Annotated in this window: 22 protein-coding genes; 15 read left to right on the forward strand and 7 right to left on the reverse strand. The window is 64.9% G+C overall.

Annotated elements, in window-relative coordinates:
• Nucleotide 1: 1 nt before the first annotated feature.
• The gene (locus ABID37_RS12145) at nucleotides 2-1,414 is read right to left on the reverse strand and encodes an aminotransferase-like domain-containing protein (RefSeq protein WP_354195014.1); all 1,413 of its coding nucleotides are present in this window, start codon (nucleotides 1,412-1,414) and stop codon (nucleotides 2-4) included.
• Between the two features lie 127 nt (nucleotides 1,415-1,541).
• Between ABID37_RS12145 and ABID37_RS12150 the strand changes: the two genes are divergently transcribed.
• Complete coding sequence (locus ABID37_RS12150; protein ID WP_354195016.1) at nucleotides 1,542-2,405, forward strand: DMT family transporter; 864 nt, start codon at nucleotides 1,542-1,544, stop codon at nucleotides 2,403-2,405.
• Between the two features lie 270 nt (nucleotides 2,406-2,675).
• On the forward strand, nucleotides 2,676-3,428 hold the full coding sequence (locus tag ABID37_RS12155; protein WP_354195018.1) for a helix-turn-helix transcriptional regulator: 753 nt from the start codon (nucleotides 2,676-2,678) through the stop codon (nucleotides 3,426-3,428).
• Between the two features lie 128 nt (nucleotides 3,429-3,556).
• Here ABID37_RS12155 and ABID37_RS12160 read toward each other — a convergent pair whose 3' ends face one another.
• The gene (locus ABID37_RS12160; RefSeq protein WP_354195020.1) at nucleotides 3,557-4,282 is read right to left on the reverse strand and encodes a Crp/Fnr family transcriptional regulator; all 726 of its coding nucleotides are present in this window, start codon (nucleotides 4,280-4,282) and stop codon (nucleotides 3,557-3,559) included.
• Between the two features lie 606 nt (nucleotides 4,283-4,888).
• On the opposite strand from ABID37_RS12160, the gene ABID37_RS12165 reads away from it, so the two are divergent.
• Entirely contained in the window at nucleotides 4,889-5,704 is an 816-nt protein-coding gene (locus ABID37_RS12165) for a LuxR C-terminal-related transcriptional regulator (RefSeq protein WP_354195022.1), read from the forward strand.
• 365 nt (nucleotides 5,705-6,069) lie between these two features.
• On the opposite strand, the gene ABID37_RS12170 is transcribed toward ABID37_RS12165, so the two are convergent.
• The gene (locus tag ABID37_RS12170; protein ID WP_435521560.1) at nucleotides 6,070-6,483 is read right to left on the reverse strand and encodes a pseudoazurin; all 414 of its coding nucleotides are present in this window, start codon (nucleotides 6,481-6,483) and stop codon (nucleotides 6,070-6,072) included.
• 130 nt (nucleotides 6,484-6,613) lie between these two features.
• On the reverse strand, nucleotides 6,614-7,084 hold the full coding sequence (locus tag ABID37_RS12175) for a DUF302 domain-containing protein (RefSeq protein ID WP_354195024.1): 471 nt from the start codon (nucleotides 7,082-7,084) through the stop codon (nucleotides 6,614-6,616).
• A 121-nt stretch (nucleotides 7,085-7,205) separates the two neighbouring features.
• On the opposite strand from ABID37_RS12175, the gene ABID37_RS12180 reads away from it, so the two are divergent.
• Nucleotides 7,206-8,144: an MBL fold metallo-hydrolase gene (locus ABID37_RS12180; RefSeq protein WP_354195026.1), complete on the forward strand. Its 939-nt coding sequence runs from the start codon at nucleotides 7,206-7,208 to the stop codon at nucleotides 8,142-8,144.
• 19 nt (nucleotides 8,145-8,163) lie between these two features.
• Here ABID37_RS12180 and ABID37_RS12185 read toward each other — a convergent pair whose 3' ends face one another.
• The 3 genes from ABID37_RS12185 to ABID37_RS12195 form a co-directional block, all read right to left on the reverse strand.
• Complete coding sequence (locus ABID37_RS12185; protein ID WP_354195028.1) at nucleotides 8,164-9,258, reverse strand: YeeE/YedE family protein; 1,095 nt, start codon at nucleotides 9,256-9,258, stop codon at nucleotides 8,164-8,166.
• Nucleotides 9,259-9,388: 130 nt separating this feature from the next.
• Nucleotides 9,389-9,742, reverse strand: a complete 354-nt coding sequence (locus ABID37_RS12190) for an ArsR/SmtB family transcription factor (RefSeq protein WP_354195030.1) — start codon at nucleotides 9,740-9,742, stop codon at nucleotides 9,389-9,391.
• A 59-nt stretch (nucleotides 9,743-9,801) separates the two neighbouring features.
• Nucleotides 9,802-10,173: a thioredoxin fold domain-containing protein gene (locus tag ABID37_RS12195; protein ID WP_354195032.1), complete on the reverse strand. Its 372-nt coding sequence runs from the start codon at nucleotides 10,171-10,173 to the stop codon at nucleotides 9,802-9,804.
• A gap of 108 nt (nucleotides 10,174-10,281) precedes the next feature.
• On the opposite strand from ABID37_RS12195, the gene ABID37_RS12200 reads away from it, so the two are divergent.
• From ABID37_RS12200 to ABID37_RS12250, 11 genes are all read left to right on the forward strand, one after another.
• On the forward strand, nucleotides 10,282-11,016 hold the full coding sequence (locus tag ABID37_RS12200; protein WP_354195034.1) for a cytochrome c biogenesis CcdA family protein: 735 nt from the start codon (nucleotides 10,282-10,284) through the stop codon (nucleotides 11,014-11,016).
• Nucleotides 11,017-11,027: 11 nt separating this feature from the next.
• The gene (locus tag ABID37_RS12205) at nucleotides 11,028-11,624 is read left to right on the forward strand and encodes a thioredoxin family protein (protein ID WP_435521557.1); all 597 of its coding nucleotides are present in this window, start codon (nucleotides 11,028-11,030) and stop codon (nucleotides 11,622-11,624) included.
• Nucleotides 11,625-11,731: 107 nt separating this feature from the next.
• Nucleotides 11,732-12,193, forward strand: coding sequence for a sulfur oxidation c-type cytochrome SoxX (gene soxX, locus ABID37_RS12210; protein WP_354195036.1), 462 nt, complete (start codon nucleotides 11,732-11,734; stop codon nucleotides 12,191-12,193).
• An 18-nt stretch (nucleotides 12,194-12,211) separates the two neighbouring features.
• Nucleotides 12,212-12,667, forward strand: a complete 456-nt coding sequence (soxY, locus tag ABID37_RS12215; protein WP_354195038.1) for a thiosulfate oxidation carrier protein SoxY — start codon at nucleotides 12,212-12,214, stop codon at nucleotides 12,665-12,667.
• A 44-nt stretch (nucleotides 12,668-12,711) separates the two neighbouring features.
• Nucleotides 12,712-13,041, forward strand: coding sequence for a thiosulfate oxidation carrier complex protein SoxZ (gene soxZ / locus ABID37_RS12220; protein WP_354195040.1), 330 nt, complete (start codon nucleotides 12,712-12,714; stop codon nucleotides 13,039-13,041).
• 56 nt (nucleotides 13,042-13,097) lie between these two features.
• Nucleotides 13,098-13,958 carry a sulfur oxidation c-type cytochrome SoxA gene (soxA, locus tag ABID37_RS12225; protein ID WP_354195042.1) on the forward strand — a complete coding sequence of 287 codons (861 nt, stop codon included), beginning with the start codon at nucleotides 13,098-13,100 and terminating at the stop codon, nucleotides 13,956-13,958.
• A 190-nt stretch (nucleotides 13,959-14,148) separates the two neighbouring features.
• Nucleotides 14,149-15,849 (forward strand): thiosulfohydrolase SoxB, encoded by a 1,701-nt coding sequence (gene soxB / locus ABID37_RS12230; RefSeq protein WP_354195044.1) that lies wholly within the window; start codon nucleotides 14,149-14,151, stop codon nucleotides 15,847-15,849.
• Nucleotides 15,850-15,954: 105 nt separating this feature from the next.
• Nucleotides 15,955-17,226 carry a sulfite dehydrogenase gene (gene soxC / locus ABID37_RS12235; protein ID WP_354195046.1) on the forward strand — a complete coding sequence of 424 codons (1,272 nt, stop codon included), beginning with the start codon at nucleotides 15,955-15,957 and terminating at the stop codon, nucleotides 17,224-17,226.
• Complete coding sequence (locus tag ABID37_RS12240; RefSeq protein WP_354195048.1) at nucleotides 17,210-17,914, forward strand: c-type cytochrome; 705 nt, start codon at nucleotides 17,210-17,212, stop codon at nucleotides 17,912-17,914. The genes soxC and ABID37_RS12240 overlap by 17 nt, the downstream gene beginning before the upstream one ends.
• Nucleotides 17,915-18,055: 141 nt before the next feature.
• Entirely contained in the window at nucleotides 18,056-19,348 is a 1,293-nt protein-coding gene (locus ABID37_RS12245; protein ID WP_354195050.1) for a cysteine desulfurase-like protein, read from the forward strand.
• A gap of 43 nt (nucleotides 19,349-19,391) precedes the next feature.
• Nucleotides 19,392-20,255 (forward strand): helix-turn-helix transcriptional regulator, encoded by an 864-nt coding sequence (locus tag ABID37_RS12250; RefSeq protein WP_354195052.1) that lies wholly within the window; start codon nucleotides 19,392-19,394, stop codon nucleotides 20,253-20,255.
• Nucleotides 20,256-20,334: the final 79 nt, after the last annotated feature.

Here is a 20,334-nt window from a genome sequence, read left to right on the forward strand (position 1 = left end):
CTCAGACGCGCTGCAAGGCCGCTTCCAGCACCTGATAAATGCGCGCATCGTCCGATTGGGCGACGTTGAAGCGCATGAAGCCGTGCGCGGTCTGCGACAGGCTGAAGGCATTTCCGGGCGCCAGCACGATGCCTTCGGCCAGCGCATGGCGCGCCACCTTGCCGGCATCGGCGCCGTCCGGCAGGCGGCACCACAGGAACATGCCGGCTTGCGGCATCAGCCACGGTACGATGCCGACAGCCTCCAGCCGCGCGGCCGTCCCGGCCAGGGTGCGCGCCAACCTGGTGCGCAGAGCTTCCAGATGTTTGCGATAGCTGCCGTCGGTCAGCAGCGCCAGCACGAGAGCCTCGGCGAAATGGCTGCCGCCGAAGCTGGTGGCGATCTTGAGGTCGACGAGCCCCTCCAGCCATTCCGGCCTTGCCGCCACATAGCCGCAGCGCACCGAGGCCGACAGGGTCTTGGAAAAGCTGCCGATGGCGATCACCCGCTCCAGCCCGTCGAAGGCGGCCAGACGGGGCGCCGGCGTCAGCTCGAAATCGGCGAAGATGTCGTCCTCGACGATGACGAGGTCATGCTGGTCGGCCAGTTTCAGAAGCCGATGCGCGGTCACCGGCGAAAGGCTGGCGCCGGTCGGGTTGTGGATGCCGCTGTTGGTGAGGTAAAGGCGCGGCCGGTGCTCCTCCAATGCCGCGGCGAAACGCTCGATGTCCGGCCCGTCCGGCCGGTAGGGCACCGAAACCACCCTGGCCCGATGCGCGCGCAGCAGCGCATGGAAATTGAAATAGCAGGGATCGTCGACCAGCACCGTGTCGCCCGCGTCCAGCAGGTAGCGGCAGATCAGGTCGATGGCCTGGGTGCCGGATTCGGTCAGCATGACCTGTTCCGGCGCGGCGACGATGCCGTGTCCGCCCATGCGCCGCACCATAAGTTCGCGCAGCGGCCGCAGGCCGAGAGGCGTGCCGTAGTCGGCCAGCGTGGCATCGGCGGTGCGCGACAGCGTGCGCAGGCCGCGCCGCATCGCCTCCTGCGGCATCCACGAGGCCGGCAGCCAGCCGCAGCCCGGCTTCAGCATGGTGTCGCCGGCATCGAGCGACTGGCGCGAAATCCACAGGGGATCGACCTCGCGGTCGAGCCTCGGGCCGATATCGGCCAGCGACAGCGGCGCCATCGGCGCGGCCACGAAATAGCCCGAGCCTGGACGGGACCGGATGGCGCCCTCGGCCGCCAGCCGCTCATAGGCTTCGACCACCGTCGATTTGGAAACCTGCATGGCGGCTGCCAGGGCGCGGATCGAGGGCAGACGGGCGCCCGGCGTCAGGCTGCGCGACGCGATGCGGCGGCGGATCGTCGCCATCAGCGTCCCGATCAGCGTATCGGCGGGATCCGCCGTTTCGCGCGCAAGCTGCCTTTCCATCCGTAATGCCTTTCGGACCAGTACAGTTCGATAAAATCGTACTGCATTGTATCTGGAAAACCCATGCCTCTCTACCCCATAGGAGAAGCAGAAATGGCCGGGCAGGTGGCCGAAACGGGTGAAAACCATGGACAAGACGACGACAGGCTGGCTCAACGGGTTCCTCGGCGTGCTGATCTTTTCGGGCTCGCTGCCGGCCACGCGCGTGGCGGTGGCCGATTTCGCGCCGGTGTTCCTGACTGCGTCGCGGGCCGCGATCGCCGGCCTCATCGGTCTGGCGCTGCTGGTGGCGCTGCGCGAACGCCGGCCGGAGCGGGACGACCTCGTCTCGCTCGCCGTCGTCGCGCTGGGCGTCGTGGTCGGCTTCCCGCTGCTCACGGCCATCGCCTTGCAGCACATCACCTCCGCGCATTCGATCGTCTTCATCGGCCTGCTGCCGCTTGCCACCGCCATCTTCGGCGTCCTGCGCGGCGGTGAGCGTCCCCGCCCGGCCTTCTGGGCATTTTCCCTGCTGGGCAGCCTGCTGGTCGTCGGCTTTGCCGTCTCGCAGGGCATCTCGGCCGCGCCGGTGGGCGATCTTCTGATGCTGGCTGCGGTCGTGGTCTGCGGTCTGGGCTATGCGGAGGGCGGCCGGCTGTCGCGCAAGCTCGGCGGCTGGCAGGTGATCTGCTGGGCGCTGGTGCTGTCGCTGCCGATCATGCTGGTCATCGCCATGATGACCAGCCCCGGCACGCTGGCCGGCATCGGCGGCCCGGCATGGGCGGGGCTTGCCTATGTCTCTCTGTTCTCGATGCTGATCGGCTTCGTGTTCTGGTATCGCGGCCTTGCGCAGGGCGGCATCGCCGCGGTCGGCCAGCTTCAGCTTCTCCAGCCCTTCTTCGGCCTCGCCCTGGCGGCCATGCTGCTGCATGAGGAGGTCAACCCGGCGATGATCGGAGTCACCGTCGCCATCGTCGTCTGCGTGGCCGGGGCGAAGAAGTTCGCGAAATAGCCCCTGCGCCGGCTGCCCGGTGGCGCCGGCCTCATCCAAAAGGATGGCGGGGGCGCCGCCAGACCTCCCAAAGAGGCAGCCACGTGTCCTGACTGTCGCGCATCCCTCTCCCTTGAACGATCGGTCTTTCCGCCTATTGCCGCGTCGCCGTGCCCGATTGCTGCCGTTATCGTCGTAAGCAGACGAAATCGGTTTCGTCGGGCCGGGCAGTCGCAACGATGTCGCCCGGCCCTGTCGGTTTGTCGAAGGCGTGGCACGGGGGGAGCCGCATTGACCGATCCGCAACATAGGGCCACCGGGCCGGGGGTTCCGGAGGAGGTGGGACCGCCGCGCAGGACAATGCTGCTCATCGCCATGCCGGGAACCGTGTCGGCGAACCTGATACGGGCCGTGGAGATCGAATTTCCCTCGGTGACGGTCGAGCAGCGCCTCGAGGCTTCGGCGGCCCGCATGTCCTATCCCGATCCCGTGGCGCTCATCCTGTTCGAGCCATATATGTTCGCCTCCATCGAAGTGGCGTCGGCCGATATCCTGCGCCTGCACCCCTTGGCGAGCGCGGCCGTCATCGAACATGGAGACCGTGAGCCGTCCTGCCGGCTGAGCGATCTGCTTGGATCGCGGCTGGTGCGAGGCGTGTTGCCGATGGACCTGAAGCTGGATGTCTGGCTGTCGGTGCTGCGGCTGATGCTGCATGGCGGCGAATATTTTCCGGCGCGCCTGTTCTTCAGGCAGATCGCCGGCGAGGGCGCCGTTCCGTCCGCCGGCGTAGCGGGCGGGTCCTTCATGGGCGCGGTCGACAATGATCTGGCGACGCTGACGGCGCGCGAACTCCAGATCCTGGAGATGGTGGCGCGCGGCCTGCAGAACAAAATCATCGCCGCCGAGTTTTCCTTGTCCGAGCACACGGTCAAGGTTCATCTCCACAACATCATCGGCAAGCTGGGCGTCCAGAACCGGTCGGAGGCTGCGGCCCGCTTTCGCGAAGGCATCAGCGCGCGTGCGGATGGCATGTTCCGGGTGTAAGGCCGGGAAGAGGTGACAGCGTGGCGGCGGAAGTCGCGAGCATCCTCAGGAACGCGCCCCCGCTGTTCCGGCTTGCTTTTCTGGGGACGCGTTTGTGCCGGGCGTTTCCGTCCGGCCGCAGAAAATGCTCAGCTCTCGGGCGACTGGTCGAGATAGGTGAGTTCGAAACCGGTGATGTCGGCGGCCCGTTTCATGTCCTGGAATTCGACCATGCCGTCGCGGAACACGACGATCCGGGCCTCGCGCAACTGGCGCAGCACCCGGTTGATGTGGATTGCGGTCATGCCCAGCGCATCGGCCAGGATCGACTGCGAGATCGGGCAGGGATAGGCGCTGCCGTTGCCGATGCCGACCAGTTTCAGCCGTTCGCCGAGTTCGAGCAGGAAATGCGCGGTGCGCTCGAAGGCGCCGCGCCGGCCGATGCTGACCAGATGCTCCACCACCGTGGCCTCGTCGCGCGAGGCCGCCCACATGAGCGCCACGGCCAGCCGCGGCGTGCGGCGGAACACCTCCAGCATGCGGTGCCTGTCGAGCCGGGCCACCTCGACATCGGTAATGGTGAGGAAGCTGTGGTCGGAGGCCCGCAAGAGCAGGCTGCGCAGCCCCAGAAAATCGCCGGGGACCTGAATGTCGATGATCTGGCGGCTGCCGTCGCGCAGCCGCTTGTACGAGCAGGCCCATCCCTGCCGCAGGATATAGGCCGTATGCGAATGTTGGCCTTCGTAGACAACCTCCTTGCCGGCCGGGATCTGCGAGCGGAGCCTTTGCAGATCCTGGAGCATGGCCATGTCTTCAGGGCCGAGGCCCTTGAAGGCTTGAAGCTTTCGGGTGAGCGCATCTCGCGTGTCGTTCATCCGACACCCCCCTTCTCCAGACCGTCCTCCTCAATATCTTCGTTGCGAAGCCCGCTTCCCCAACCAGCGGCTTCACCCCGGCGTGATAAAATACCTTATCAAAGGTTGTCTCAGGTTAACTTAAATTCGCAGAATATAAAATCCCCCAATTGGGATGAGTGCTTATTGCGAATCGAAAAAAGGAAATTCCAAAGCCGGTCTGGCAGGTTGGAATCCGGTCAGTACTGTGAAGAAGACGGATACGGGGGCATTCGTCATTTGTCGGCTGAAGGCTATATTTTCAGATAATGTTGCGGAAAGCGGAGTTCGACATCGAACGGGTGGCCGCTATCATAGCCGCAATGCTCATTTTTTGGCCGGATGGATTCCGCCTCTCCTTCAAACTGAGGACGGAGAGGTTTACATCCATAAGATGTACTCCCCGATTTAGTTTGATTAACACGCAGTTAATCTGGGTTAATTTGATGGGCCACAAAAAAAGTTATGGTTGCATTCGGCTTCGGGGGGGAGGTCCCGGCCAGAATACCACAACGGTCGGGGTTTAATCGTCGCGAATTACCACTCAGAGCCGACACCAGACCTACAGTGTCAAAGGGGAATAAACCTATGAGTATGGGTATCGCTTCCAATGGCGCCAATGCGTCACTATCCAAAACGCCTATCGGTTCTCCACTCTCACCACATGGCTTGCATGATCCGGGCGCTGAACCCCCCGGAAGCGAGGCGCTGGCGCAAGCCGACCGCACGCTTGTCATCGTCGACAATCGCGCGCTCGAGCGGGAATGCTTTGCCCAGAGCCTGGTTGCGCGGGGACTCGGGCTGACGGTGCTGCCCGTGGGCAGGATCGAGGACTACATGGCCAAGCGCGAGCAGGTTCCGCCCGTATGCGCGATCCTGCTGAATATCGGGGGCAGGCGGATCGGCGATCCGCAGGTCGGCGAGGATATCCGGCGCCTGTCGGCGGAGTTCGCCAAGATCCCGCTGATCCTGCTGGCCGACACCGATGAACTGCCGCAGATCCTGCAGGCGCTCGAATATGGCGTACGCGGCTTCATCCCGACCTCCGTCGGCATCGATGTCTGCATCGAGGCCATCGGGCTGGCCATGGCGGGCGGCGTGTTCGTTCCCGCAAGCAGCGTCATGGCGATGCGTCGGCTGGTCGAGACCGGTTCCGATTCCAGGCCGCTGTCGGGCATGTTCACCTTGCGCCAGGCCGAAGTGGTCGAGGCGTTGCGGCGCGGCAAGGCCAACAAGATCATCGCCTATGAGCTGAACCTGCGCGAGAGCACCGTCAAGGTGCATATCCGCAACATCATGCGTAAGCTGAAAGCAACCAACCGCACCGAAGTGGCATTCAAGATCAATCACATGTTTCCCGGTTACACACCGGTCGGGGGATCGCAGGCGACTCATCCGCGCTAGCGTATCAAGCGTCCCGTTGGACGCGCTTGTGGGGGCGTCGATCCATTCAAACTCTGCTGCATGATGCCACGGAAGTTTCCGTGGGGCGCCGATCGCGTCCGGAATTCCGGCATCTGCAAAGGGTCGTCTGCACAAGAAGAAAAGACGACGAGATCGCCATCCATTTGCCTGGATGTGCGGACCGCTGTCTGAGCGGACACATGACCGGTCCGGCCGTGGGCGTAAGGCCGGACGGCGCGGCGATGCTGCGCACGCCATGGCGTTGCCCGGGGCAGGTGACACGCGAAGTCAGCAGTGCCCCTGAGGACCGTTCGATCCGGAATTGAAACGGCCCGCACGCACAGCCGCGCGCGGGCCAGCACTCGTCAGGAGCCGGCTTCGATCTCGGCGAAGATCTTTTCCGCCGTCTTCTTGGCCTTGCCCGGATATTTCAGGCCCTTGACCGCTTCCAGGTTGGTCGGCTGGCCGACGACGACGGCGCCGATCATGCCCATGCCCAGATGCGGCGTGCACTGGTACATGTAGACGCCTTCGGCCGGCACGGTGACCGTGATCTGCTCGTTTGTCTTGCCCTTCCATGCTTCGGCGCCTTCCGGGAGACCGCCCTTCATGCTGGCCGAATTGTGGCTCTTGTCGGTCGGCACGAAGGTGATGGTGTCGCCGGGCGCTGCCTTCACCACCAAGGGCTCGAACACCATCGCGGTGCCGTCCGATCCCTTGTTGAGCATCTTCACCTCGTGGTCGGCCGCGAATGCGGACACGGGAAGCGCAAGGCCGATGGTGAGCGCGGCGGCATAGAACGTCTTCAAGATCTTTCCTCCAGGAGAAACAGGGATTCAAAGCGCGCCGGGGCGTAACCTTCAGGCGCGTACATTCCAATAATCCAATGTGTGGTCAAGCCGCGCGGCATCAAAGTCCGTCGGCGGCCTGGCCGACGATTTCGGCAAGCAGCTTGTTGACCTCGTCGCGGCCGGGGCCGGCCGGCAGTTCTCGGAAGCCCACGGTGACCTCGCCGGGCTTGGTTTCGGGCTCGTAGGCGAAGATCACATAGGGGCAGTAGGCGATGTTGCCAATGTCGGCCTCCATGGCGTTGCGCGACACGACGGCTGAGCAGAATTGCAGGAACTCGGCATTGCGGTAGAGCTTGCCGCCGCCGACATCGGCGGCAGTGCGCTCGAGCATGTCGCCGATATGGCCGTGGTAGTCGACCACATAGCCGCGGTTGACGATGGCGTCCTCCAGATCGCTCATCACCTGTTCGAAGGGGCTGTCGGAGGTGACGGTGTGAACCCCGTCCTGCGCCAGCGCGGGAAGGCTGGTGATGGCGCAACTCAGGCCGATTGCGACCAGAGCCCCGCAAACGGGTTTCAGCTTGAGCATGGCGTCCTCCTCCACAGGTGTTTGTTGGCCGTTGCCTAAAACGGCATTTCGCTCGCCAAGGCTAGCCTGCTTTGCTGGAATATGCAAAAAACAAAATGTTTGCATGGAAGGAGGGAGGCCGATGTCGACCATGTTGCGAAACGGGGGGCTTTTGAGCCGCAGGACATTCCTGGCCGGAACGGCTGCCGCGCTCGGCGGGGCGGCGTTCGCGCCCGTCCGGACGGCACGGGCGCAGACGCTGTCGACCGGCAGCGCCGAGCTCACCGTGGTCAGCGACGGCATGATGACGCTGCCGCTCAATTTCACCTTTCCCGATGCGCCGCAGGACGAACTCGTCAGGCTGCTGGAGGAGGCAGGCCAGCCGACCGATGCGATGCGGCCGGACTGCAACGTGACGCTGGTTCGCTCAGGCGACAGGCTGGTCATCTTCGATGTCGGCGCGGGCCCGAATTTCATGTCGAGCACCGGCAAGCTGATGAAGTCGCTGGAAGCGGCCGGCGTCGATCCCGGCGAGGTGACCGACGTGGTCATCACCCACGCCCATCCGGACCATCTGTGGGGGCTGACCGATGATTTCGACGAACTGGTGTTTGCCGACGCAGATTATCATATCGGCCGGACGGAATGGGATTTCTGGTCGTCGTCCGATGCCATGTCGCAGATGCCGGAGGACCGCCAGACCTTCGTGGTCGGCGCCCGGAACCGCTTTGCGGCGCTGGATGGCAGGGTGAATTTCATCAAGGGCGGCGACGAGGTGCTGCCCGGCATCGAGGCGGTGGACACGCCCGGCCATACGCCGGGCCATTTGTCCTTCATGGTGCATGGAGCCGAGCCGGTGCTGATCGTCGGCGACGCCATTTCCAATGCGACGGTGTCCTTCGCGCGGCCCGGCTGGCCGACGGCCAGCGATCAGGACCCGCAGCAGGGGGCGGGCACGCGGCTCGCCCTGCTCGACCGTCTGGCGACGGACAAGGCCCGCGCCATCGGCTTCCATTTCCCGCATCCGGGGGCGGGCATGGTGGAGCGGCGCGGCAACGGTTTCGTCTACGTGCCGGCATAGGGCGGCAATCCCCGGATGCCTATTCCGCGGGCTGCCGGTCCAGCGCGCGGAAGGCGCCGAGCGGCGAGCCCTCGATCAGATAGGCAAGGCCGAGCCTCGCGCCGAGGAAGATCGAGGCCAGCACCAGCGGCGCCGATATGGCGAGCGCCGAGATGCCGGTGATGCCCTGGCCGATGGTGCAGCCCATGGCGAAGACCCCGCCGATGCCCATCAGCGCGCCGCCGGCCAGATGCCGGCCCAACTCGCGCGCGTCGTCGCAGGCTTCCCAGCGCACGTCGCGTTTCCATGCCGCGCAGGCGGCAGCCCCGACGATCACGCCCAGAACCAGCCCGACGCCGTAGTCCGGCACCACGCCGGTGAAGGTGATGGCGTGCAGCATGGTGTCGGCGACCGGCACGACGAAGGAGCCGGCCTCGATCTGCACCACCTCGAAGGAATGCTCGGTCGCGTAGCTGGTCGCCCACCAGCCGAAGGTGACGATCAGGCCGATGGCGATCCCCGTCAGGATGGACCCTCTTTGCCCGCGATAGCGGCGGTCGCGGAACACCCAGCCGAGCAGGCCGAGGCCCGCGACGAGGGCGACGGCCAGCGAAAGGTCATGGTCGCTCCAGAACGAGGCCAAAGCGCCGAGCGACTGGCCGCCCTTGTCCGACAGGTCGATGGCATGGTTGTCCGAAAGCGCCACGCGCGCCTGCGCGATCAGGCCCTTCTGTGCCGACATGGCGGCCAGGCCGAGGATGACCAGCACGATCAGCGAGCGCAGGCTGCCGCCGCCGAGCCGCACCAGCGCGCCAAAGCTGCACGTGCCCACCAACGCCATGCCGAAGCCGAAGGCAAGGCCGCCGGCGATGGCGCCGACCCAGGCGAAGCTGGAATGGATGTAGAAACTCGAGGCCGTATCGACCATGCCGGCCGCCTGCAGCGACTGGGTGGCGATGAGGGCGGTCGCGGCGGCCAGCATCCAGGTGCGCACGCCACGGCTGTCGTTGGCGTACCACATGCGCTCCAGCGCCGACATGGTGCAGAAATGATTGGCGCGGGCCACGAAGCCGAGCAGCACGCCGGCGCCGAGGCCGGCAAGGGCCAGGAACCATGGATGGGTGGCGATGTTCATGCTTCCTCCCTCTGGCTGAAGGCCGGTGGCTCCGCCCGGCGGCGGTTCCGGCCCGTGGCTGGCGTGGCGGGCTGGCATCGGCGGGTTGGCATCGGCCTGGCCGCGCTCCCCCTCCGGCGGCCGCTCCCGGCTAATCCCTGCGGGGGCGCCGCACCGGCGCGCAGAAGAGATTGTAGAGCGTTTCGATCACCGAGGACACTTCCTTGCTGGCGATGGAATAGTAGATCACCCGGCCCTCGCGGCGCGTGGTGACCAGCCGGTCGAAGCGCAGCCGGGCAAGCTGCTGCGAAACCGCCGCCTGCGGCAGGCGCATGGCCTCTTCCAGCTCCGAAACCGACTTCTCGCCTTCGGCAAGGAGGCACAGGATCAGCAGCCGTCCTTCATGGGCGAGCGCCTTCAGCAATTCGCTGGCCATGCGGGCCTGTTCGAGAAGCTGGTTGAAGTCTTCCGGCGTCTGGGCGTCTTGGATCTTCGGTAAGCTCATGTCGTGACTGACGATCCTGAAATAAAAATTGGCACCGACCCTGGTCCTGGGCAGCCCTGCTACTGCGTCGACTGTTCCTTGGGCAACAGCGCGATCATCTCTCCGATACGATACCAGAAAAACTCGTCGCCGACATAGCCCCGGATGCGACCGATTTCCTTGCCGTCCTCCATCAGCACGAAAGTCGGCGTGAACCGCTCCCGGGCCACGTGCTTCAGGTCGTCCGGCCAGGGTTCGGTGATGTCGACGCGCCTGAGCGGCGCGCGGCGTCCTTCCTCGGTCTTCGGCCAGGCCGGGGCGATCTCGGCGTTGAAGCGGGCGCACCAGGCGCAGCCCGGCTGTTCCAGCATCAGCAATTCCGCGGCACCGGCGGCCGGAACCGCCGCGACCAGGACAAGGAACGCCAGTACCGCCGTCTTCAAACTGGTCATCGCCGACCCTCGCACAACTTCAGCCCTTGTTTAATATAGAAATATAGCATTGTATGCATTCAATAGGCCAGACCGGCGCAAGGCCGAATCTGCAAGCGGGGAGAGGAAATGCTGGATGTAAGCCTGGGCGGGGCGCTTCTTGCGGGATTGCTGTCATTCGTGTCTCCCTGCGTCCTGCCGATCGTGCCGCCCTATCTCGCCTGGCTCGCCGGCGTCAGCTTCGACGAACTGAAGACCGAAACGCCCGGTGCCGCGCAGCGCCGCCGGGTGGTCGTGGCGGCCATCGCCTTCGTGCTCGGCTTTGCGACCGTGTTCATCGCGCTCGGCGCCACGGCAAGCGTCATCGGCAAGACCATCGCCCAGTATTTCGATACGCTGGCGATCATAGCAGGCATCCTCATCATCGCCATGGGCCTGCATTTCCTCGGCGTCTTCCGCATCGGCATGCTCTATCGCGAGGCGCGCGTGCAGGTGGACCGCAAGCCCGCCGGCCCGCTCGGTGCCTATGTCATCGGGCTGGCCTTCGCCTTCGGCTGGACGCCCTGCGTCGGGCCGGTTCTGGCGGCCATCCTGTTCATCGCCGGCAGCGAGGGCACGGCCCTGCGCGGCGCCAGCCTGCTCGGCGCCTATTCGCTCGGCATCGGCATTCCGTTCATTCTGGCGGCCCTGTTCGCCAGCCGCTTCCTCGGCTGGGCGGCGCGCTTCAAGAAGCACATGCACAAGGTCGAGATGGCCATGGGCGGCCTGCTGGTGGTCACCGGCATCCTGTTCATCACCGGCCAGATGTCGGCCATCTCGTACTGGCTCCTGGAAACCTTCCCGGCCTTCCAGAGCATCGGTTAGGAGGAGAGACCATGCACAAGCTGCTGGCACGCGCATTCACCCTGTTGATGGCCCTCGCCTTCGCCCAGACGCTCGCCGCGGCGGAACTGGGCGAGGACGGCCTGCACAAGGAAGAATGGTTCGCCATGACCTTCCGCGACATCGCCGAGGATATCGCCCAGGCGAAGGGCGAGGGCAAGCGCCTCGCCATCACCTTCGAGCAGCGCGGCTGCATCTACTGCAAGGAGATGCACGAGAATATCCTCTCCGACCCGGAGGTGCGCGACTACATCCGCGAGAACTTCATGGTGGTGCAGTACAACATGTTCGGCGACGAGGAGGTCACCGACCTCGACGGCGAGGCGCTGACCGAAAAGACCGCCGCGCGCAAATGGGGCTATGTCTTCACGCCCACCATCGTGTTCCTGCCGGAGGAGGCGCCAGAGGGCAAGACGGTGGCCGAGGCGGCCGTCGCCACCATGCCGGGCGCCTTCGGCAAATGGACCTTCCTCAACATGTTCCGCTGGGTGAAGGAGAAGGGCTACGAGCGCGAGGAGCATTTTCAGCAATACCATGCCCGCATCATCAACGAGCTGAGGGCGGCCGGCCGGCTGGGGGATGGCGAGTGATATATTCACGAATTCATATTTTTTGATTGATTGCCCGATTGGGGCGGACTATCGTTGACTGAGAGGAGCGGATCGCCCGTGCGGCCCGCTGGTTGGAGGAGGGCCGAATGGGGCGGACGCTCACCGCTATCGTTGCTATTGCCGCATGTGCCGGGGCCGGGCTTGCCCAGGCCGCAGAGGTGGCTCCGGCCGACGTCCGGATCGAGGACATGGCCGTCAAGGAATCCCTGACCGGGGTTCCCGGCAATCCGGAAGAGGGCGCCAAGACGCTCGCCAATCGCAGCCTCGGCAATTGCCTTGCCTGCCATGCGGTGACGGCGCTCTCCCAGGAACAGTTTCACGGCGATGTCGCGCCCTCGCTCGACGGCGCGGCCGATCGCTGGAGCGAGGAAGAACTGCGCGCCATAGTCGTGGACGCCAAGCAGGCGTTCAGCGACGAGACCATGATGCCGGGCTTCTACAGCCTCAATGTCGGCATCAATGTCCGCAAGGACCTCGTCGGCAAGACAATTCTGACCGCGCAGCAGGTCGAGGATGTTGTCGCCTATCTGGCGACGCTCAAGGAATAGAACGAGAAGGAGACAAGCATGGCACTCAACAGGCGTCATGTACTCGCGCTGGCCGCAGGTGCGGCCGTCGTCCCGGCATTGCAGATGCTGCCCGGCCGCGCCATGGCCGCGCCCGAGGAGGCGAGCAAGCTGATTTCGGATTTCGCCGGCGGCAAGGAGGTGCAGAGCGGCAAGATCACCCTCACCGCGCCCGAGATCGCCGAGAACGGCAATACCGTGCCGATCTCCGTCGAGGTCGAGAGCGCCATGGAGGGCGACGACATGGTCGCGCAGGTTCTGATCCTTGCCGATGGCAATCCGAGCCCGGATGTGGCGACGTTCAACTTCACCGCGCTGAGCGGTTCGGCTGCCGCCACCACCCGCATGCGCCTGGCCAAGACCCAGAACGTCATCGCCGTCGCCAAGATGGCGGACGGCTCGGTCTACATGGACAAGAAGGAAGTCAAGGTGACGATCGGCGGCTGCGGCGGCTGATCCGTCCCTCCATCCGGTCCGGCTCTAAATTTGAAGGAAGTGAAATGTCTGCAGCTCCCAAGCCCCGCGTGAAGATCCCGAAGAAGGCCAAGGCCGGCGAGGTTGTCGTGCTCAAGACCCTGATCAGCCACGAGATGGAGTCGGGTCAGCGCAAGGACAAGGACGGCAAGCCTATCCCGCGCAAGATCATCAACAAGTTCTCGTGCGAGTTCAACGGGCAGCCGGTGTTCTCGTGCGACATCGATCCGGCGATCTCGGCCAACCCCTATTTCGAGTTCAGCGCCAAGGTCAACGAAAGCGGCACCTTCAAGCTGACCTGGGTCGATGACGACGGGTCCGTCTACACCGACGAACAGAAAATCGAAGTGGCCTGAGCCAGATTGAGCCAGATGCGCGGCTGACATGCCGCGCGCCAGCGGGGGAGGACAGGGTGAGCAGACGTTCCATCGCGGCATTGTCCGCTCTTTGTGCAGGTGTCGCGGCGCTGACGGTGAGCGTCTCGTTCGCCGATCCGGTCGACGAGGCGCTCGAGATCGACGGCGTGGAGATGATCACCCGCGCGCCGGCGCCGGAAGGCCATCCGTTCGACGAGGTGCTGTCGGGCTGGCTGTTCCGCGAGGCCGAGACCCGCGCCACGCAGGCCGACTCCTTCGAGAACCCCGGCATGCTCTCGGTCGAGCGCGGCGCCGATGTGTGGGAGACGGTGGATGGCACCATGGGCAAGTCCTGCGCCTCCTGCCACGACGACGCGGCCGAAACGATGAAGGGCGTGGGTGCCCGCTTCCCGAAATGGGATGCGGATTCGGGCAAGCCGATCAATGTCGAGCTGCAGATCGACAAGTGCCGGGTCGAGAACATGGGGGCGGAAGCTTACAAGTTCGACGATCCCGACCAGGTGGCGCTCACCGCCTACATCAAGCACCAGTCGCTGGGCACGCCGGTCAAGCTCGACCTTTCCGAGGGCGAGATGCAGAGCTGGTGGGAGAAGGGCAAGCAATCCTACTACACCCGCACCGGCCAGCTCAATCTCGCCTGCGCTTCGTGCCACGAGGCGTCGATGGGCAAATATATCCGCGCCGACCATCTCAGCCAGGGGCAGGCCAACGGCTTCCCCACCTATCGCTTCAACACGGCCGGCATGGTTTCGCTGCACAACCGTTTCCGCGGCTGCGTGCGCGACACGCGTGCGGAAATGCCGAAGGCCTTCTCCGACGAGCTGATGGCGCTGGAGGTCTATGTGACCTGGCGTGGCACCGGCCTGTCGGTGGAGACGCCCGCCGTCAGGCAATAGGGCATTTTGCAGTCAAGTGGAATCACTTGATGTCGCATAAGTGCTGCGAAAACAAACGGATAGAGGGCATCCCGAATTTGTTCGGGCGCCCGCCGCCCTAGCGAAAGCGGCGATCTGGCAATGAGCACCGGCCGTGCAGGCGGCCGGAAGGGACAGACGTTCCGGGCGGAGACGCCCTGAAGAGGCAAGCATGACTTATACCCGTCGGGATTTTCTGCAATTCGCGGCCAATGCCGGCATGGCGCTGGGCGCGGCCGGTTATCTTTCGAACCCCACCCGCGCGCTGGCGCAGCAGAAACTCACCCAGGACGACCTGCTCGGTTTCGATTCCAAGGGGCAGGTGACGCTGCTGCATTTCACCGACGTGCATGCCCAGCTCATGCCGCTCTATTTCCGGCCGCCGGACACCAATATCGGCGTCGGCGCCTATGCCGGCATTCCGCCGCATCTGGTGGGCGAGGCTTTCCTGAAGGAGTTCGGCATCGAGGCCGGCAGTCCGCTTGCCTATGCCCACACCTTCCTCGACTATGTCGATCTCGCCCGCGCCTATGGCCGCATGGGCGGGCTCGACCGCACCGCCACGCTGGTCAAGGCCATCCGCGCCGAGCGCGGCGAGGACAAGGTGCTGCTCCTCGACGGCGGCGACACCTGGCAGGGCTCCTACACCTCGCTCAAGACCAACGGCCAGGACATGGTCGAGTGCATGAAGCTGCTGAAGCCCGACGCCATGACCGGCCATTGGGAGTTCACCTTCGGCGAGGAGCGCTTCCTCGAGATCGTCGAGAGCATGGGATATCCCTTCCTTGCCTCCAACATCTTCGATGCGGAGTGGGACGAGCCGGCCTTCGACAACACGGCCATGTTCGAGAAGGGCGGCGTGCAGGTGGCGGTGATCGGCCAGGCCATGCCCTACACGCCGATCGCCAACCCGCGCTGGATGTTCCCCAAATGGTCGTTCGGCATCCGCCCGGATGTATTGCAGGCCAATGTCGATGCCGCCCGCGAGGCGGGCGCGGAGATCGTGGTGCTGATCTCGCACAACGGCTTCGACGTCGACCGCAAGCTGTGCAGCGTGGTCAAGGGCATCGACGTGATCCTCACCGGCCACACCCATGACGCGGTGCCGGTGGCGTTGCAGGTGGAGGACACGCTCGTCATGTCGTCCGGCTCGCACGGCAAGTATCTCGGCCGCATCGACCTGGAAGTGTCCGGGGGCAAGGTTACGGGCTACAGCTCGAAGCTGATCCCTGTCTTCTCCGACGTGATCGCGCCCGACGCCGAGATGGCGGCGAAGATCGAGGAAGTGCGCGCGCCCTACAAGGACGAGCTGGCGCGCGTCATCGGCAAGACCGAGACGCTGCTCTACCGGCGCGGTAATTTCAACGGCACCTGGGACGACCTCATCTGCCGTGGCATCATGGAGGAGCGCGACACCCAGATCGCGCTCTCGCCCGGCTTCCGCTGGGGCACGACGCTGCTGCCTGGCCAGGACATCACCATCGAGGACCTCTACACCGAGACCTCGATGAACTACCCCGCCGTCTACCGCAACGAGATGACCGGTGCCCAGCTCAAGGAAGTGCTGGAGGATGTCTGCGACAACCTCTTCAACCCCGATCCGTTTTTGCAGCAGGGCGGCGACATGGTCCGCGTCGGGGGCATGACCTACACCTGCACGGTGAACGAGACGATCGGCAACCGCATCTCCGACATGAAGCTGGTCGCGACCGGCGAGCCCATCGATCCGGCGGGCACCTATGTCGTCGGCGGCTGGGCGTCGGTCAACGAGGGCACCGAAGGCCCGGCCATCTACGACCTGATGGAAAGCTACATCACCGGCAAGGGCACGGTTTCCGTGCCGGACGAGAGGACGGTCAAGGTCGTCGCCTGACCGCGCATGTGGAAAAGCGGCCGGCTTTACGCCGGCTGTTTTGCTGCCGTATACATAGAAAAATTCATATGTTAGAATTGATGAAACACCTATCTGGAGGACATCATGGCTGAGCGGCAGGACACGCTGTCTCCCTCCCGGCGCGGCTTCCTTACCGGCGGGCTGATGGGCGCCGCCGCTCTGGCCGCCACCGGCATGGCCCGCGCGGGCGAGAGCGAGGAGGTCATCACCGAGATCCAGGACTGGAACCGCTACCCCGGCGACGGCGTCGACGCGCGCCCCTATGGCCAGCCGTCCCAGTTCGAGGCCCATGTGGTGCGCAAGAACGTGCCGTGGCTGACCTCCGATTCCATCTCGTCGGTGAACTTCACGCCGCTGCATGAGCTGGACGGCATCATCACGCCGAACGGCCTGTGCTTCGAGCGTCACCATGGCGGCATCGCCGAGATCGACCCGGCCGCCCACCGGCTGATGATCAACGGTCTGGTCGAGCGGCCTCTGGTCTTCACCATGGCCGATCTCAAGCGCTTCCCGCGCGAAAACCGCATCTACTTCCTCGAATGCGCCGCCAATTCCGGCATGGAATGGCGCGGCTCCCAGCTCAATGGCTGCCAGTTCACCCATGGCATGGTCCATTGCGTGGCCTACACCGGCGTGCGCCTGAAGCACCTGCTTGAGGAAGCGGGTGTGAAGACGGAAGGCAAGTGGCTGCTGGCCGAAGGCGCCGACGCTTCCGCCATGACCCGCTCGATCCCGATGGAAAAGGCGCTGGACGACTGCATGGTGGCTTTTGCCATGAATGGCGAGGCGCTGCGCCCGGAACAGGGCTACCCGATCCGCCTCGTCGTTCCGGGCTGGGAAGGCAATATGTGGATCAAATGGCTGCGCCGCCTCGAAGTGGGTGATCAGCCGTGGGAACAGCGCGAGGAAACCTCGAAATACACGGACCTGCTCGCCAACGGCAAGGCACGGCGCTTCACCTGGGTGATGGACGTGAAGTCGGTCATCACCAATCCGAGCCCGCAGGCGCCGGTCACCCATGGCAAGGGGCCGATGGTGCTGTCGGGCCTCGCCTGGTCGGGCAACGGGGCGATCAGCCGGGTCGACGTGTCGGTCGACGGCGGCCGCAACTGGCACACGGCGCGCATCGACGGGCCGAGCCTGCCCATGGCGCTGCACCGCTTCTACCACGAATTCGACTGGGACGGCTCCGAGCTGTTCCTCCAGTCGCGCGCCATTGACGACAAGGGCTTCGTGCAGCCGACCAAGGAACAGTTGCGCGCCGTGCGCGGCCCCAACTCCATCTATCACAACAATGGCATCCAGACCTGGCATGTCGGCACCGACGGAGTGATCGAGAATGTCGAGATTTCTTAAACTCGGTTTCGCCGCCAGCCTGCTTCTGGGAACGGCTGCCGCCGCCATCGGCGGGCAGGCTGCCGCCGAGGCGCCTGCCGGCGGCAAGCTCGGTATCGGCCGCCTCGCCACGCCGGAGGAGGTCGCCGCCTGGGACATCGATGTGCGCCCCGACGGGCAGGGCCTGCCGGAAGGGCGCGGCACCGCTGCGGAAGGCATGGCGGTCTATGACGAGAACTGCGCTTCCTGCCATGGCGATTTCGGCGAGGCCATTGACCGCTGGCCGGTGCTGGCGGGCGGGCAGGGCACGCTGGAGGACGAGCGCCCGGAAAAGACCATCGGCTCCTACTGGCCCTATCTGTCGACCGTCTACGACTATGTGCGCCGCGCCATGCCCTTCGGCAATGCGCGCTCGCTGTCGGACGACGACGTCTATGCGCTGACCGCCTATCTGCTCTACCTCAACGACATCGTCGACGACGAGGATTTCGAGCTGTCGAAGGAGAATTTCACCTCGATCAAGCTGCCCAACGTGGACAACTTCATCGATGACGACCGCGAGAGCGAGCCGCATTATGCCGACAAGTCCGAGCCCTGCATGAGCGATTGCAAGCCGGGCAAGGCCGAGATCACCATGCATGCGGCGGTTCTGGACGTGACGCCCGAGAACGCCGACGACAAGGACGCCCCGCAAGGGGGCATCGACTGACGCCATCGCAGGCCGGCGGTGTCGCAACGGGCCGCCCTCCACCTTGGGGATGATGTTGCCCGTGCCGACAATGAGCTAGGACCATGGGGTCGCGGCAGATGCTGCGGCCCTTTTCCTTTGCCCTAGCTGTCGAGGCGAGCCATGACCGTGCACACTCATCCCGCTTTCCCCATCGATCAGGTGCGGAGCCGTTTTCCGGCCCTGTCGAAGCTGGAGAACCCGCCGATCTATTTCGACAATCCGGCCGGCACGCTGGTTCCGCAGCAGGTGATCGATGCCGTCGCCGATGCCATGGCGACCGCCACCCACAATCTCGGCGGCTTCTTCGACGGTTCGAAGCGGGCGGAGAGGCTGTGGCTCGACGGCCATCAGGCGATGGCCGACATGCTGGGCGCGGCTTCGCATCGCGAGATCGTCATCGCCCAGTCGATGACGGCGCTGACGCTGCATCTGTCGCGCTCCATCGGTCGCCTGTTCAAGCCGGGCGACGAGATCATCCTCACCCAGATGGACCATGAGGGCAACGTCTCGCCCTGGCTGCTTCTGGCCCGCGACCTTGGCCTGACGGTGAAATGGCTGCCCTTCAACCGCAAGAGCTGGCGCATCGAGCCGGCCGATCTGGAACCGCTGCTGAGCGAGCGCACGAAGCTGCTGGCGCTCAACGCGTCCAGCAACATGACCGGCTCGGTCAACGACGTCGCCACGCTTGCGGCGCTGGCGAAGAAGGCCGGCGCGCTCATCTATGTCGATGCCGTGCAACTGGTGCCGCACCGCCTGCCGGACGTAGAGGCGCTCGGCTGCGATGTCCTCGTCTGCTCGTCCTACAAGTTCTTCGGCCCGCATCTGGGCGTGCTGTGGGGGCGCGAGGAACTGCTGGCCATGCTGGAGCCCTACAAGGTGCGCTGCGCCACGGAGGAACTGCCCGGCCGCTTCGAGGCGGGCACGCCGCAGACCGAGCTTCTGGCCGGCCTTGCCGCCACCGCTTCCTATCTGGAATGGCTGGGCGAGGCGACCGGCCATGCAGGGTCGCGCCGCCGGAAGATCGAGGGCGCCTATCGCAGCTTCGCCGCCTATGAAGACGTGCTGACAAGCCGTCTCATCGAAGGGCTGCTGGCCTTGCCGGGCGTCACCGTTCAGGGCATCACCGATCCGGCGGCGTTGCGCCATCGCGTGCCCACCGTGTCCTTCACCTATGCCGGCATATCCACCCATGCCATCGCCGAGGGGCTGGCGAAGCGCGGCATCTGGGCCTGGTCGGGCCACAACTATGCGCTGGAGCCATCCCGTCTCCTGGAACTCGACGAGAGCGAAGGCGTGGTGCGGCTGGGGCTCGCCCACTACAACACCATGGACGAGGTCGAGCGCACGCTCGCTGCCCTGAGTGAACTGGTCGGGGGCGAGCTTGTTGGGCGCGATGCGGCCGTGCTAGCCTGACGGCCAAGGGCCTGTTGTCCGGCCCGTCAGGGAACAGGCTCCATTGACTGCGGAATTCGGGAACGGCGCGGCATCGGCATTCAGCGCTCATGCCGCGCGGGCACTTGATCATTGCGAACGTGCCGAGGCCCCGCAGATGCTGCTGGATGCCATCGGCAGCGTCGTGCCCTATGCGTTCGCCATGTCCGTCGTCTACCACCGGGACGGCCCGCCCGACCATGTCGTCGATACCTTCACCGGCCGCGCCGCCAAGCAGGCGATGCAGCTCTATCTGGAAGGCACCTATATCCTCAACCCGGTCTACAATGCCTATCTGGCCGGTCTGAGGGCGGGCGTCCATCGCCTGCGCGAACTGGCGCCGGACAATTATTTCTCGTCCGACCACTATCGCCAGTTCAAGGTCCGTCGCCAGGACGACGAGGAGCTGGGCTATCTCACCCATGGCTGGCCGGCCGGCATGGAGGAGGTGGTGATCGCCATCGAACTGCCGCAGGGGGACCTGGGCGAAATCAGCCTCTATCGGCAGGCGAGCCGGGGCGGTTTCGCCGAGACGGATTGCGCTTTGCTGCAAGCCGTCGAGCCGTTGGTCGGTGCCGTCTACAGGCGCATCTGGCAGCACCGTCCGCGCCGGGCGCGGCAGGGCGGGCGGGCTTCGCCGCTCGACCATCTGCTGGAGGATTTCGGCAAGGGCAAGCTAAGCCCGCGCGAATGCGAGGTGGCGCACATGATCCTCAAGGGCCATTCGGGCGAATCGATCGCCCGCAATCTCGGCATCTCCATCACCACGGTGAAGACCCACCGCCAGAACCTCTACGCCAAGCTCGGCCTCGCCACCCAGCAGGAGCTATTTTCGCTGCTCATCCGCTCGTTGCAGGAAAAGGATGCGTTGCTCCCCGAGCGCAGATAGGCGCATGTCGCCCAAAAGTGGGAATCGGTTTCGGGATAACGACATGCGTAAAAGCAACAGCTTGAAGCGCAAGGAGCGA

This window comes from Aquamicrobium terrae, assembly GCF_040545735.1.
Taxonomy (GTDB): Bacteria; Pseudomonadota; Alphaproteobacteria; order Rhizobiales; family Rhizobiaceae; genus Mesorhizobium; species Mesorhizobium terrae_A.

What these genes read in the sequence shown, in the direction of transcription:
- ABID37_RS12145 (WP_354195014.1), bottom strand. Translation starts at nt 1,414, where the DNA reads ATGGAAAGGCAGCTTGCGCGCGAAACGGCGGATCCCGCCGATACGCTG.
- ABID37_RS12150 (WP_354195016.1), top strand. Translation starts at nt 1,542, where the DNA reads ATGGACAAGACGACGACAGGCTGGCTCAACGGGTTCCTCGGCGTGCTG.
- ABID37_RS12160 (WP_354195020.1), bottom strand. Translation starts at nt 4,282, where the DNA reads ATGAACGACACGCGAGATGCGCTCACCCGAAAGCTTCAAGCCTTCAAG.
- ABID37_RS12165 (WP_354195022.1), top strand. Translation starts at nt 4,889, where the DNA reads ATGAGTATGGGTATCGCTTCCAATGGCGCCAATGCGTCACTATCCAAA.
- ABID37_RS12175 (WP_354195024.1), bottom strand. Translation starts at nt 7,084, where the DNA reads ATGCTCAAGCTGAAACCCGTTTGCGGGGCTCTGGTCGCAATCGGCCTG.
- ABID37_RS12180 (WP_354195026.1), top strand. Translation starts at nt 7,206, where the DNA reads ATGTCGACCATGTTGCGAAACGGGGGGCTTTTGAGCCGCAGGACATTC.
- ABID37_RS12185 (WP_354195028.1), bottom strand. Translation starts at nt 9,258, where the DNA reads ATGAACATCGCCACCCATCCATGGTTCCTGGCCCTTGCCGGCCTCGGC.
- ABID37_RS12190 (WP_354195030.1), bottom strand. Translation starts at nt 9,742, where the DNA reads ATGAGCTTACCGAAGATCCAAGACGCCCAGACGCCGGAAGACTTCAAC.
- ABID37_RS12195 (WP_354195032.1), bottom strand. Translation starts at nt 10,173, where the DNA reads ATGACCAGTTTGAAGACGGCGGTACTGGCGTTCCTTGTCCTGGTCGCG.
- ABID37_RS12200 (WP_354195034.1), top strand. Translation starts at nt 10,282, where the DNA reads ATGCTGGATGTAAGCCTGGGCGGGGCGCTTCTTGCGGGATTGCTGTCA.
- ABID37_RS12205 (WP_435521557.1), top strand. Translation starts at nt 11,028, where the DNA reads ATGCACAAGCTGCTGGCACGCGCATTCACCCTGTTGATGGCCCTCGCC.
- soxX (WP_354195036.1), top strand. Translation starts at nt 11,732, where the DNA reads ATGGGGCGGACGCTCACCGCTATCGTTGCTATTGCCGCATGTGCCGGG.
- soxY (WP_354195038.1), top strand. Translation starts at nt 12,212, where the DNA reads ATGGCACTCAACAGGCGTCATGTACTCGCGCTGGCCGCAGGTGCGGCC.
- soxZ (WP_354195040.1), top strand. Translation starts at nt 12,712, where the DNA reads ATGTCTGCAGCTCCCAAGCCCCGCGTGAAGATCCCGAAGAAGGCCAAG.
- soxB (WP_354195044.1), top strand. Translation starts at nt 14,149, where the DNA reads ATGACTTATACCCGTCGGGATTTTCTGCAATTCGCGGCCAATGCCGGC.
- soxC (WP_354195046.1), top strand. Translation starts at nt 15,955, where the DNA reads ATGGCTGAGCGGCAGGACACGCTGTCTCCCTCCCGGCGCGGCTTCCTT.
- ABID37_RS12240 (WP_354195048.1), top strand. Translation starts at nt 17,210, where the DNA reads ATGTCGAGATTTCTTAAACTCGGTTTCGCCGCCAGCCTGCTTCTGGGA.
- ABID37_RS12245 (WP_354195050.1), top strand. Translation starts at nt 18,056, where the DNA reads ATGACCGTGCACACTCATCCCGCTTTCCCCATCGATCAGGTGCGGAGC.